The sequence below is a fragment of the Nanchangia anserum genome (assembly GCF_015240065.1).
Classification (GTDB): Bacteria; Actinomycetota; Actinomycetes; order Actinomycetales; family Actinomycetaceae; genus Nanchangia; species Nanchangia anserum.
On record NZ_CP060506.1, the window covers coordinates 862259 to 875010 of the forward strand.

The 12752-nt window shown below is 66.0% G+C and carries 11 protein-coding genes and 1 pseudogene; 10 read left to right on the top strand and 2 right to left on the bottom strand.

Annotated features, from left to right (window positions below; translation table 11 throughout):
* Positions 1-35: 35 nt before the first annotated feature.
* A pseudogene (locus H8R18_RS03940) lies at positions 36-1604 on the bottom strand (AMP-dependent synthetase/ligase); the annotation flags it as partial.
* Between H8R18_RS03940 and H8R18_RS03945 the strand changes: the two are divergent.
* Complete coding sequence (locus H8R18_RS03945) at positions 1603-2151, top strand: methylated-DNA--[protein]-cysteine S-methyltransferase (RefSeq protein WP_191070822.1); 549 nt, start codon at positions 1603-1605, stop codon at positions 2149-2151. The pseudogene H8R18_RS03940 and the gene H8R18_RS03945 overlap by 2 nt on opposite strands.
* Positions 2152-2187: 36 nt before the next feature.
* Positions 2188-2514 (top strand): ArsR/SmtB family transcription factor, encoded by a 327-nt coding sequence (locus H8R18_RS03950; RefSeq protein WP_191070823.1) that lies wholly within the window; start codon positions 2188-2190, stop codon positions 2512-2514.
* 5 nt (positions 2515-2519) lie between these two features.
* Here the strand turns inward: H8R18_RS03950 and glnA are convergent, their stop codons facing one another.
* Positions 2520-3944, bottom strand: coding sequence for a type I glutamate--ammonia ligase (gene glnA / locus H8R18_RS03955; RefSeq protein ID WP_191070824.1), 1425 nt, complete (start codon positions 3942-3944; stop codon positions 2520-2522).
* A 107-nt stretch (positions 3945-4051) separates the two neighbouring features.
* Between glnA and uvrC the strand changes: the two genes are divergently transcribed.
* The 8 genes from uvrC to secG all read left to right on the top strand — a co-directional run bounded on the left by uvrC (position 4052) and on the right by secG (position 12749).
* Positions 4052-6097 carry an excinuclease ABC subunit UvrC gene (gene uvrC / locus H8R18_RS03960; protein WP_191070825.1) on the top strand — a complete coding sequence of 682 codons (2046 nt, stop codon included), beginning with the start codon at positions 4052-4054 and terminating at the stop codon, positions 6095-6097.
* Between the two features lie 4 nt (positions 6098-6101).
* Entirely contained in the window at positions 6102-7055 is a 954-nt protein-coding gene (gene rapZ, locus H8R18_RS03965; protein ID WP_191070826.1) for an RNase adapter RapZ, read from the top strand.
* A gap of 5 nt (positions 7056-7060) precedes the next feature.
* Positions 7061-8062, top strand: coding sequence for a gluconeogenesis factor YvcK family protein (locus H8R18_RS03970; RefSeq protein ID WP_191070827.1), 1002 nt, complete (start codon positions 7061-7063; stop codon positions 8060-8062).
* Between the two features lie 48 nt (positions 8063-8110).
* Positions 8111-9112 (top strand): DNA-binding protein WhiA, encoded by a 1002-nt coding sequence (gene whiA, locus H8R18_RS03975; protein ID WP_191070828.1) that lies wholly within the window; start codon positions 8111-8113, stop codon positions 9110-9112.
* Between the two features lie 197 nt (positions 9113-9309).
* Positions 9310-10317, top strand: coding sequence for a type I glyceraldehyde-3-phosphate dehydrogenase (gap, locus tag H8R18_RS03980; RefSeq protein ID WP_191070829.1), 1008 nt, complete (start codon positions 9310-9312; stop codon positions 10315-10317).
* A gap of 110 nt (positions 10318-10427) precedes the next feature.
* Complete coding sequence (locus H8R18_RS03985; RefSeq protein WP_191070830.1) at positions 10428-11618, top strand: phosphoglycerate kinase; 1191 nt, start codon at positions 10428-10430, stop codon at positions 11616-11618.
* Between the two features lie 4 nt (positions 11619-11622).
* Positions 11623-12402 carry a triose-phosphate isomerase gene (gene tpiA / locus H8R18_RS03990; protein WP_191070831.1) on the top strand — a complete coding sequence of 260 codons (780 nt, stop codon included), beginning with the start codon at positions 11623-11625 and terminating at the stop codon, positions 12400-12402.
* 104 nt (positions 12403-12506) lie between these two features.
* Entirely contained in the window at positions 12507-12749 is a 243-nt protein-coding gene (secG, locus tag H8R18_RS03995; RefSeq protein ID WP_191071926.1) for a preprotein translocase subunit SecG, read from the top strand.
* The last annotated feature ends 3 nt before the right edge of the window (positions 12750-12752 follow it).

The following is a 12752-nucleotide window of genomic DNA, read 5'->3' on the forward strand; positions in this document are numbered from 1 at the left end:
GGGCGATTGTCTCCGACGACCATGACCTGCGACACCAGCGGATAGCCCTTGAGCGATTCCTCAAGGAGGGCGGGCGTGACGTTCTTGCCGCCCGCGGTGACGATGATCTCGCGCTTGCGCCCGGTGATGTAGACGCGCCCCTTGTCGTCGATGCGCGCGAGGTCACCCGTCTTGTACCACCCGTCCTCGGTGAAGGCCTCACGGGTGGCCTCGGGGTCGTTGTGGTAGCCGCGCATGAGCGAATACCCCCGCGCCAACAGCTCGCCGTCCTCGGCGAGCTTCACCTCGTTGCACGCCAGCGGCGGCCCGACCGTGCCCATGACGTTGTCGTCGCGGTGGGCCATCGTCAGCGGACCCGTGCACTCGGTGGAGCCGTAGCCCTGCGTGACCTCGATCCCCATGGCGTGGAAGAAGTAGCCGACCCGGTGCGACAGGGGAGCGCCCCCGCACGTCATGTTGACGAGGTTGCCGCCCAGCAGTTTGCGCACCTTGTTGAGGACGAGTCTGCGGGCGAGGTTCAGCTTGATGACCTGTGAGCGCGTCGGTCCCTCGGGCGTCTCGACCGCGCGGGCCCATTCCTCGCCCACGCGCACCGCCCACCGAAATGCCTTGAGGGTGAGCTTCGACGAGCCAGCCTGGGTGTCAGCGAGGTTGAAGATCTTTTCGAGCACACGTGGAACGACGAGCAGCGCGTAGGGCTTGAAAGAGGCGAGGTCGTTGAGCAGGGTCTTCGTCGAGCGCGTGTAGCCGGCGACGCCGTGGCCGACGAGCATCTGATAGCTGATGAAGCGGGCCAGTACGTGAGCCACCGGGAGGAACAGGAGGACGCGCGCCGTCGCGCGATCGTAGATGAGAGGACCCCAAGGGCCGCGCACGGCCTCGAGCATGTGCATGAGCGAGGAATGCGTGATCTCGACGCCCTTGGGTTTCCCCGTCGTGCCCGACGTGTAGACGATCGACATGGCGGCGTCCGGATCGATGTCGGCGATGCGCTGGGTCACGGTGTCGAGCGAGACCGATTCGCCACGTTCGAGCAGCTCCTCCAGCCCCCCGTCGTCGAGGGCGAGCACGTGGAGGAGCGGGGTGGTCGCTGCCGCAATGTCGGCCATGCGCTTAGCCTGCGCCGTGGTGTCGGTGACGGCGACGCGCACGTCAGCGTTATCGATGATCCACTCGATCTGGGCGTCCGAATCGGTCTCGTAGATGGGGACGACGACGAGGCCGGCGGCCTGAGCCCCGAGGTCGACGAGCATCCACTCGTACGAGGTGGCCGCCAAAATCGCGACGGACGTGCCCGGCTGCAGCCCTAGGGCGCAGAACCCGCGGGCGACGTTGAGGAGATCGTCGGCCAGCTCGCGCGCCGTCGTCTTGACCCACGTCCGCCCGATTTGTGAAGGTCTCTCGACGGCGATTTCTGTGGGGAAATACGTTGCGCGACGAATGATTGCGTCGACGACGGTGGGGGAGACGAGGAGGGACTCCCCGCGGGCGGTAGGACGAGCCATGAGACACCTCATTGATGGAGTTACGCATACGTAGCTTAGCGGAATCCCACCCCGTCCCGTCTTCGCCGAGGTGGCGTCGCCGCGACATAATGGGGGCATGGATCCGACCGACAAGTTTCCTCGGCGCCGCTACATCACGGTGACGCCGTTCGGTGCGCTGTTCCTTGTCGGGCAGGGCCGTTACCTCGAGCGATGCCGTTTCGAGCAGGCCGGCGGTACCGGCGAAGACGTCAAGCTGTGGGCCCATCCGGCCGATCCGCTCATCGAGAAGATCACGGCCCAGGTCGGGGAATACGTCGCGGGGACTCGCACGGAATTCGATCTCGATGTGCGCGTTGAGGAGGGGCCGCCGTTTGCCCAGCGTGTGTGGCAAAAGGTCAGTCAGATTCCGTATGGGCACACGGTGACGTATGGACAGCTGGCGGCGTCGCTCGGCAATCGCCATCGCGCGCGAGCCGTCGGACAGGCGGTGCGGGCGAATCCCCTTCACCTCATCATTCCCTGCCATCGCGTCGTCGCCTCGAACGGGCGCCTTGGCGGCTACGTCGCCGGCAGCGAGACGAAGCGCGCGCTCCTCGAACACGAGGCGCTCCACCGCCCGGATCGCGAGTGGGATGTGAGCGAGGGGCAACGCGCCCTTTTCTGACGGGTTCTATTTGCCGCATCGTGCAACAATGGCCCCATGACACCCACACATCCGCGCGTACCCGACGATGCCACCTTGGCCATGTCTGTCGAGATCTTGCGGTTGTTGGCAGACCGGACCCGCCTGGCGATCCTCGCGATGATCTCTGAGGGCGAGATGTCCGTGTCGGCAATCGCCGAGGCGCTCGAGCGGCCGGCGCCCTCGGTGTCACAACACCTGGCGAAGCTGCGCGCCGGCCACCTCGTCGCGACACGTCGCGAAGGAACGACGATTTTCTACTCTCAGCCCGACGAACACATCGCGGCGCTCGTCACCAACGTGCTCGACCACATCGACCACATGCTCGTGGACGAGCGGGCCTAGGCGCCCTAGAGGTCGTAGTAGAGCTGGTACTCCAGCGGGTGGGGGTAGATGCGCATCGGCTCGATCTCGTTGGTGCGCTTATAGTCGATCCACGTCTCAATGAGGTCGTCGGTAAAGACGTTGCCCTCGGTGAGGAACTCGCGATCGTTCTCGAGCGCGTCGAGCGCCTCCTCGAGGCTTGCCGGCAGCTTCGCGATGTCGGCGTATTCGGCCGGGGGAAGCTCGTAGAGATCCTTATCGATCGGCTCGGCCGGCTCGATGCGCTGGCGGATACCGTCGATGCCCGCCATGAGGCACGCTGCGAACGACAGGTAGGGGTTTGCTGACGGGTCGGGAACCCGGTATTCAACGCGCTTGGCTTTCGGCGAGGTGCCGGTGGCGGGAATGCGAATGCACGCCGAGCGATTCGATGCCGAATAGACGAGATTAACCGGGGCCTCGAACCCGGGAACCAACCGGCGGAACGAGTTGATCGAGGGGTTGGTGAAGGCCAGCAGGGCCGGGGCGTGCTCGAGCAGGCCGCCGATGAAGTAGCGAGCCATGTCCGAGAGCGAACCGTAGCCGCGCTCGTCGTAGAACAGCGGCTCGCCGTTCTTCCACAGCGACATGTGCGTATGCATGCCCGAGCCGTTATCGCCGAAGATCGGCTTGGGCATGAACGTCGCCGAGGCTCCGGCCTGGAACGCGGTGTTCTTGATGACGTACTTGAACGTCATCATGTCGTCGGCTGCCTTCAGCAGTGAGGCGAAGCGATAGTTGATCTCGTGCTGGCCCGCCGAGCCGACCTCGTGGTGCGCGCGCTCGACCGTCAGCCCCACCTGCGTGAGCTTCGTCGCCATCGCGTCGCGCAGATCGGCGAATTGGTCGCGCGGGGAGACGGGGAAGTACCCGCCCTTGACGCCCTGCTTGTAACCGAGGTTGCCGCCGGCTTCCTCGCGTCCGGTGTTCCAGTACGCCTCGGCTGAATCGATCCGGTAGAACGTGTTGTCGGGGGCAATCTGATAGCGGACGTCGTTGAAGAGGTGGAACTCGGCCTCGGCGCCGATAAAGCACGTGTCGGCGATGCCCGTGGACGTCAAGAATGCCTCGGCCTTGGCGGCGACCTGACGCGGATCGCGTGAGAAGGGTTCGTTGGTAAAGGGGTCGACGATCGAGAACGTCACGACGAGGGTCTTCGCCTGACGGAATGGATCGACGAACGCCGTCGTGATGTCGGGGATGAGCTTCTGGTCCGACTTGTGAATCTCGGTAAAGCCGCGAACGGAGGACCCGTCGAACATGAGGCCATCGGTGATGCCCGCCTCGACGAATTCAGCCGCCGGGATCGTGAAGTGCTGCTGCACACCCGGCAGATCGCAGAAGCGCACATCGACGTACTCGATGGCGTGATCGGAAATAAACGAGATGATCTCTTCGCGAGTCGTGAACATCGATCGCGGGTCCTTCCGTGAGGCATCGCTCAAAGCTCCCTCAGACTACCAGCGTCACCCGGGTGCTCCGCTGTGCGCTCACGTGGTGGCCGGCTACTGTGGGAGCCATGGCCGATCCCGCAAGCTATCGCCCCTCACCCGGCGAGATTCCCAAGGCTCCCGGGGTCTATCGCTTCCTCGATCCCACCGGCCGCGTCATCTACGTCGGCAAGGCGAAAAACCTCGCGGCGCGGCTGGCGAATTACTTTCAGGATCCCGCCGGCCTGCATCCGCGCACCCGCCGCATGGTGTTTACCGCGTGCGCCGTCAAGTGGGTTGTCGTGGCCTCCGAGGTCGAGGCGCTGTCGCTGGAATACGCGTGGATCAAGGAATTCGCGCCGCGATTCAACGTCATGTATCGCGACGACAAGTCCTATCCCTATCTGGCGTTGACGATGCGCGAGAAATTTCCTCGAATGCACATCACGCGCGAACGCAAGCGTGCGAGCACCCGGTATTTCGGGCCGTACACGAAAGTGTGGGCGATTCGCGACACCGTCGATTTGCTGCTGCGGGTCTTCCCCGTGCGCACGTGCACGAACGGGGTGTTTGCCCGCGCGCACGCCCAGGGACGCCCGTGCCTACTCGGCTACATCGACAAGTGCTCGGCACCGTGCGTGGGAAAGATCACCGAGGAGGCTCATCGCGACCTCGCCAACCAGGTCGGGGACTTTCTCGCGGGCAAAACCGCGCCGTTCGAGCGCAAACTCGAAGCCGATATGCGCGAGGCCGCGGCTCGGTTGGATTTCGAGGCGGCTGCGAAGCTGCGCGACGACCTCGCCGCGCTGCGCACGGTCAACGAGAAGAACACCGTCGTCTTTAACGACGGCACCGACGCCGACGTCTTCGCCCTCGTCGCCGACGAACTCGAGGCCGCGGTGCAGGTCTTTCACGTGCGCGGCGGGCGGATTCGTGGCGAGCGCGGGTGGGTCGTTGAACGCGTCGATGACTCGGGTCCCGGCGACCTCATGGCTCGCCTCCTCCAGCAGGTCTACGGCGATATTCCCGAGGCGCAACGGCCGCTGCGCGGGACGCGGCGAGCGGCACGGGACGACGCACGCAGCGTCGACGACGTCGTCCACACGGCGACGGATCAGGTTCCCCGCGACATCCTCGTCTCGGCGATGCCCGCCGACGCGGCAGCTCTCGAGCAGTGGCTGGGGCGGTTGCGCGGGGCCGGGGTGAGCATTCGCGTTCCCCAGCGCGGCGCGAAGCGTGCGCTCATGGAGACGGTGACGGCAAACGCTCACGACACGCTGCGCCTGCACAAGAGCCGCCGCAGCGGCGACCTCACCCAGCGCTCGCAAGCCCTCGAGGAGCTTCAGGAGGCGCTGGGGCTGGCGAGCGCGCCGCTGCGGATCGAGTGCTACGACATCTCGCACACGCAGGGCACCCATCAGGTGGGGTCCCTCGTCGTCTTCGAGGACGGTGCCCCGCGCAAGAGCGCCTACCGGCATTTCACGGTGCGCGGAGAGCGCGGCGAGGGGGCCAGTGACGACACCGCGGCCATGGCCGAGGTGCTCACGCGGAGATTCCGCCGGCTCCAGGCCGAGGAGGCCGGGGAGGAGGGGATCGACGAGGACGGCGTCGCCCTGCGCTCGGGTCCCCTTGACGAGGCTACGGGCAAGCCCCGGCGCTTTTCCTATCGTCCCGACCTCGTCGTCGTCGACGGCGGGCTGCCCCAGGTCAACGCCGCGCGCGCGACGTTGACCGAGATGGGGGTCGACATCGCCGTCATCGGGCTGGCCAAGCGCCTGGAGGAGGTGTGGGTGGCCGACGACGACTATCCCGTCATCTTGCCCCGCACGTCCGCGGCCCTATACATGCTCCAGCACGTGCGCGACGAGGCCCACCGTTTCGCAATCACCGCCCACCGCAAGAAGCGTGCGCGCGCGATGACGCGTTCTCTCCTTGACGAGGTCGACGGACTCGGCCCGGCGCGCCAGCAGGCCCTGCTGCGCGCGTTCGGGTCGGTGGCGAAGATGCGTCGGGCCGACGTGGGCGAGCTGGCGAAAACTCCGGGAATCGGGCCACGGTTGGCGGAGAATCTCTATGAGCTCCTTCATCGCGATGACGCAAGTGGGGGTGCAAAAGCCGCGACCACGGCACAATAGAGCCATGAGTGTCGACCCGAATGATTCCGCGCTGTCTCCTCCCACCGTTCCCGAGGGCGTGCCGCAGCTGGACGCCGATCAGGTGTTGCCGACCCCTCACCAGCCCGAGCTGCTCATCATCACGGGCATGTCGGGAGCAGGTCGATCGCGGGCGGCGCAGGCGCTGGAGGACCTCGACTGGTACGTCGTCGACAATCTGCCCCCGCATATGCTCATTCCCTTCGCCGACCTGATGACTCCCGATGGTGGGGGCGTGCACCGCCTGGCCGCCGTGGTGGACGCGCGCTCGGGCGAATTTTTCGACCGCCTGGCCGCGGTGCTCGACGACCTCCAGGTGCGCGACGTCAACTACCGCATTGTCTTTCTCGACGCCGACGACGACACCCTCGTTCGGCGCTACGAGTCGAATCGCCGCCCCCACCCCATGCAGGACGGTGGGCGGATCATGACGGGGATCAGTCGCGAGCGCGCCCTGCTGGCCCCCGTTCGCTCGCGCGCCGACGTCCTCATCGACTCCTCGCACATGAACGTCCACGACCTCGCTCGCCACATGCGCGACGTCGTCGCGGGCGAGACCGAGGAACAGGTGCGGTTGACGATCATGTCGTTTGGGTTCAAGCACGGGATTCCTCTTGATGCCGACTGGGTTGCCGACATGCGCTACCTGCAAAACCCCTACTGGATCGCCGAGCTGCGCCACCTCACGGGATTGGATGCGCCGGTGGCCGACTACGTCCTCAATCAGCCCGGTGCCAAGGAGTTCGGCCGCGCCTATGTCGCCATGCTGACCCCGATCCTCGACGGCTTTGCCCGTGAGCTCAAGCCGTTCATCACGGTGGCCATCGGGTGCACGGGGGGCCGGCATCGCTCGGTCGCCATGACCGAGTTCATCGCCGCGGCGCTGCGAGAGAAGGGACTGCCCGTTCGGACGCTGCACCGCGACATGGGGAAGGCGTAAGCATCATGGATACGCTGCTTGATTCGGCCGGGTGGGTCACGCGGGGCGCATCGGGGCCGCGCATCGTCGCGCTTGGTGGCGGTCACGGTCTGTCGGCGACACTGCGCGCGCTGCGCCACGTCACCCGCCGGCTGACGGCAGTTGTCACGGTGGCAGACGACGGGGGATCGTCGGGGCGGCTGCGTCATGAACTCGGCGTGCTGCCGCCCGGAGACCTGCGCATGGCGCTGTCGGCCCTGTGCGATGAGACGGAATGGGGGCTGACGTGGCGCGACGCCATGCAGCACCGATTTACCTCCGAGGGCGATCTCGACGGTCACGCCCTGGGCAATCTCCTCATCGTCACGCTGTGGGAGCTGCTCGGCGACTCCATCGACGGCCTCGACTGGGTGGCGCGTCTGCTCGGCTGCCACGGGCGAGTCTTGCCGATGGCGGCGGTGCCGATGGATATCGAGGCGACGATCGTCAACGACGGGCATTCCTCGCGCGTGCGCGGCCAAGCGCGGGTAGCCACGGCCATCGGCGAGGTCCGCGACATTCGCCTCATCCCCAACGACCCGCCGGTCTACGACGAGGTCATTTCCGCCGTGCGTGAGGCCGACGCCGTCGTGTTGGGGCCGGGATCGTGGTACACCTCCGTCATTCCCCACCTGCTCGTCGCCCCCTTGGCCGAGGCGCTGCGGGAGACCGCGGCGCGCCGCATCGTCGTGATGAATCTCGAGGCGCAAAAGGAGACCGAGGGGCTGAGCGTGTCCGACCACCTGCGCACCCTGCGCTCCTACGCCCCCGATTTGGCCCTCGACGTCGTTGTCTGCGACCCCTCCGTGCTCGACGATGACGACGATCTCGACACCGTCGCCGAGGAGGCCGGGGGACACGTGTTGCTGCGCCAGGTTCGCGCCGGCGACGGCTCGTCGCGTCACGACCCGCTGCGTCTGGCCGCCGCCCTGCGCGATGCGCTCGAGGGGTTCCTCGCCGACGTCGGCACACGCGAAGTGCGCCGCTAGCTCGCTTAGAATACTCGGCGCCGGCTAGTGAGGGACGAAAGGGGCATCATGTCGCTGACGTTGGACATGAAGAAGGAGTTGGCTCGCGCCCGGTGCGTGAAGCACTCTGAGCAGAAGGCGGAAGTCACCGCCCTCGTGCGCTTCGCCGGCGGGCTGACCCTGGTCAAGGGCGGCATCATCATTGAATCCGAACTCGATTCGCGCCTGGCGGCACTGCGGCTCATCGGTTACCTGCGCTCCCTGTACGGCATCGACCCGAACGTCATCCTCGTCAAGGCCGGCAGCATCCACCGCTACGACCGCTATCTCGTGCGCGTCGTCGAAGGAGCCAACCACCTGGCCCGGCAGACGGGTCTGCTGGATCGCTTCGGGCGCCCGGTCAGGGGAATGCCTCCCTCGGTCGTGTCGGGCGGGATCGGCGAGGCCCTGGCCGTGTGGCGCGGCGCGTTTCTCGCGCGCGGGTCGCTCACGGAGCCGGGGCGGTCGTGTTCGTTGGAGATTTCGTGTCCGGGCTCGGAGGCGGCACTCGCCCTCGTTGGGGCGGCTCGGCGGCTCGACGTCGCCGCGAAGTCGCGCGAGGCACGCGGCGCCGATCGCGTCGTCGTTCGCGAAACCGAGGCCATCGGGCGGCTCATCGAGCTACTGGGGGCACAACAGACGCTGGAAAACTGGCGGTCCCTTCAGGAAAAGCGCGAGGCTCGCGGGTCGGTGAACCGCCTGGCGAATTTCGACGACGCTAACCTGCGTCGCTCCGCCCGCGCCGCTGTTGCGGCGGCGGCTCGCGTCAGTCGCGCCTTCGAGATCCTCGGCGACGACATTCCCGACCACCTGCGCGCGGCCGGACAGCTGAGGTTGGCTCATCGCGACGCCTCGCTGGAGGAGCTCGGCAAGGCAGCCAACCCGCCGCTCACCAAGGATGCGGTCGCCGGGCGGATCCGACGGCTGCTGGCCGCCGCTGATAAACGGGCCAAAGAACTCGGCATCGCCGACACCCAATCGGGCATCGGTGAGGACCTTGACGACCCGGGTTCTTCGCTCAGCGCGAAATAGCGTGATCGTCGCCACAGTTGTTGTCGCCATTGTCCGATAACGCCGGCGTTAATGCGGACTATTGACCCGACATGAGGCGGCTTGGGCGTGTACATTGGAACGTGCTGGCGTCATGAACGTGACTGCCAGGAGCGGACCCCGCTCCACAGATTGTGAACGCAACACGACCTGCCCCAGGCAGATGTCAGGAGGACATAGTGACCATCCGCGTTGGTATTAATGGCTTTGGCCGCATCGGCCGTAACTTCTTCCGCGCCGCCGTGCAGCGTGGGGCCGATTTCGAGATCGTCGCGGTCAACGACCTGACCGACAACAAGACGCTGGCTCACCTGCTGAAGTACGACTCGATCCTCGGCCGCCTCGAGGGCGAGGTCGCGTACGACGACGAGTCGATCACGGTCAACGGCAACCGCATCCGCGTGTTCGCCGAGAAGGACCCGGCCAACCTGCCCTGGTCGGACGTCAAGGCTGACATCGTCATCGAGTCGACCGGCTTCTTCACCGACGCCACCAAGGCCAAGGCTCACCTCGACGGTGGCGCCAAGAAGGTCATCATCTCGGCTCCGGCCAAGAACGAAGATGCCACCTTCGTCGTCGGCGTTAACCACAAGGACTACGATCCGGCCAAGCACAACATCGTCTCGAACGCCTCGTGCACGACCAACTGCCTCGCGCCGCTGGCCAAGGCCCTCAACGATGCCATCGGCATCGAGCGTGGCCTCATGACGACGATCCACGCCTACACCGGCGACCAGCGCATCCAGGATGCGCCCCACAAGGACCTGCGTCGCGCCCGCGCCGCCGCCCAGAACATGGTCCCCACGACCACGGGTGCCGCCCGCGCCGTCGCGCTCGTCCTCCCCGAGCTCAAGGGCAAGCTGGACGGCTACGCCGTCCGCGTCCCGGTGATCACGGGCTCGATGACCGACCTCACCTTCACCGCCTCCAAGGAGGTCACGGTTGAGGACGTCAACGCGGCCGTCAAGAAGGCTTCGGAAGAGGGCGACCTCGCCGGTATCCTCGCCTACACCGAGGACCCGATCGTCTCGACCGACATCGTCACCGACCCGCACCCGTCGATCTTCGACTCGGGCCTGACCAAGGTTATTGGTGACCAGGTCAAGGTCGTGTCGTGGTACGACAACGAGTGGGGCTACTCGAACCAGCTCGTGTCGCTGACCGAGTACATCGGCGAGCGCCTCTAAGTCCAGCCTCGGATGGCGAATCCGCTGTGAGGGACACGCCCGTGCACCTTGGGGTGTGCGGGCGTGTTCGCTACCGGCGGTGACGCCAGCAGAAGGAAACAGGAGAATCCATGCGAACAATCGATACGTTGGGCGATCTGCGCGGCAAGCGCGTTCTCGTCCGCTCCGATTTCAACGTCCCGTTGAAGGACGGCGTCATCACCGACGACGGCCGTATCAAGGCTGCGCTGCCGACCCTGACGCGTCTCGTCGAGGCCGGTGCCAAGGTCGTCATCCTCGCCCATCTGGGCCGCCCCAAGGGTGAGGTCAAGCCCGAATTCTCGCTGGCGCCCGTCGCGAAGCGCCTGGGTGAACTCATCGATGCCCCCGTGACGCTGGCCAGCGACGTCGTTGGCGACAGCGCGCAGGCCGTGGTCGCGAGCCTCGGCGAGGGCGAAATCGCCCTGCTGGAAAACGTCCGCTACGACGCGCGCGAAAACTCCAAGGATGACGCGGCGCGCGCCGAGCTGGCCGCAGAATACGCCAAGCTCGCCGACGTCTTCGTCTCCGACGGCTTCGGTGTCGTCCACCGCAAGCAGGCCTCGGTTTACGACGTGGCCAAGCTGCTGCCCAGCGCTGCGGGCGAACTCGTCGTCAAGGAAATCGAGTCGCTGCGTCGCGCCACCGACAACCCCGAGCGTCCCTACGGCGTCGTGCTCGGCGGGTCGAAGGTCTCCGACAAGCTCGGGGTTATCAAGAACCTGCTCGAGAAGGCCGACTTCCTTCTCATCGGCGGCGGCATGGCCTACACGTTCCTCGCGGCTCAGGGGTACTCGGTCGGCACCTCGCTGCTCGAAAAGGACCAGATCGACACGGTCAAGGGCTACATCGAGACGGCCGCGGCGAAGGGCGTTGACCTGGTCCTGCCGGTCGACACCGTCGTTGCTCTCGAGTTCAAGGCTGATGCTCCGGCCAGCGTCGTCGACGCGGACGCGATCCCGGACGACCAGATGGGCCTCGACATCGGCCCGAAGACGGCGAAGCTGTTTGCCGACAAGATCGCCTCGGCGAAGACCGTCGCCTGGAACGGCCCCATGGGCGTGTTCGAGATGGAGGCGTTCGCCGCCGGCACCAAGGCCGTCGCCCAGGCGCTGTCGGAGTCGTCGTGCTTCTCGGTTATCGGTGGCGGCGACTCGGCCGCTGCCGTGCGCCAGCTGGGCTTCGACGAGTCGACCTTCTCCCACATTTCCACTGGCGGTGGCGCCTCCCTCGAACTCCTCGAGGGCAAGACGCTTCCCGGCATCGCAGTTTTGGAGGACTAGTTTCATGGCACGCACCCCCCTGATGGCTGGTAACTGGAAGATGAACCTCGACTACCTCGAGGGGATTCACCTGGTCCAGCAGCTCGATCTCGACCTTCGCGACCACAACTTCGATTGGTCCAGCGCGGATGTCGTCGTGATCCCGCCGTTCACCTCGATCCGCTCCGTCCAGACGGTCGTCGAGGGCGACGAGATGAAGATCGCCTACGGCGCCCAGGACGTCTCGGTTCACGACAACGGCGCGTACACGGGCGAGGTCTCGGCGCCGATGCTCAAGAAGCTCGGCTGCAGCTACATCGTCGTCGGCCACTCCGAGCGCCGCGAATACCACAACGAGTCGGACGAACTCGTCGGCAAGAAGGCTCAGGTTGCCCTGGCCGCCGGGATGACGCCGATCATCTGCTGTGGTGAAGGTCTCGACGTCCGCAAGGCGGGCGAACACGTGGCGCACGTCGTCGCTCAGATCAAGGGCGCATTCGCCGGCATCAGCGCCGAGGACGCCGTCAAGACTGTCGTTGCCTACGAGCCCATCTGGGCGATCGGCACCGGCGAGGTCGCGACGCCCGAGGATGCTCAGGAAGTCTGCGAGGCCATCCGCGCAACCCTGGCCGAGCTCTACTCGGCTGAGGCCGCGGACCAGATCCGGGTTCTTTACGGCGGTTCGGTGAAGTCGTCGAACGTCGCCGACATCATGGCCAAGCCCGACGTCGACGGTGCCCTCGTGGGTGGCGCGTCACTGAAGGCTGAGGAATTCTCGAAGATCGCCCGTTTCGCCCAGGCGTAACGGCTTCGCGCACCGGGCCCCGCCAGCAAATGTGCTTGGCGGGGCCCGACTGCGCTATTGTGGCTATGTTTGACTACCCACATGCGAGGTGACCAGTGAACGCTATCGGGATCGTGACGGTTGTGTGCCAGGTGCTGCTGGTGCTGTCCAGCCTGTTCCTCATCCTCACCGTCCTCATGCACAAGGGCAAAGGCGGTGGCCTGTCGGATATGTTCGGTGGCGGTTTCACCTCGACCGCGGGATCCTCGGGCGTGGCGGAACGCAACCTCAACCGCATCACCGTGGGATTCGCGATCATCTGGATCGTCGTCGTCATCATCCTCGGGGTGCTGACCCGCCTGGGGTAGTCA

Bases quoted from the DNA above. Each gene is read 5' to 3' on its own strand.
- H8R18_RS03945 (WP_191070822.1), top strand. From the start codon at position 1,603: ATGGATCCGACCGACAAGTTTCCTCGGCGCCGCTACATCACGGTGACG.
- H8R18_RS03950 (WP_191070823.1), top strand. From the start codon at position 2,188: ATGACACCCACACATCCGCGCGTACCCGACGATGCCACCTTGGCCATG.
- glnA (WP_191070824.1), bottom strand. From the start codon at position 3,944: ATGTTCACGACTCGCGAAGAGATCATCTCGTTTATTTCCGATCACGCC.
- uvrC (WP_191070825.1), top strand. From the start codon at position 4,052: ATGGCCGATCCCGCAAGCTATCGCCCCTCACCCGGCGAGATTCCCAAG.
- rapZ (WP_191070826.1), top strand. From the start codon at position 6,102: ATGAGTGTCGACCCGAATGATTCCGCGCTGTCTCCTCCCACCGTTCCC.
- H8R18_RS03970 (WP_191070827.1), top strand. From the start codon at position 7,061: ATGGATACGCTGCTTGATTCGGCCGGGTGGGTCACGCGGGGCGCATCG.
- whiA (WP_191070828.1), top strand. From the start codon at position 8,111: ATGTCGCTGACGTTGGACATGAAGAAGGAGTTGGCTCGCGCCCGGTGC.
- H8R18_RS03985 (WP_191070830.1), top strand. From the start codon at position 10,428: ATGCGAACAATCGATACGTTGGGCGATCTGCGCGGCAAGCGCGTTCTC.
- tpiA (WP_191070831.1), top strand. From the start codon at position 11,623: ATGGCACGCACCCCCCTGATGGCTGGTAACTGGAAGATGAACCTCGAC.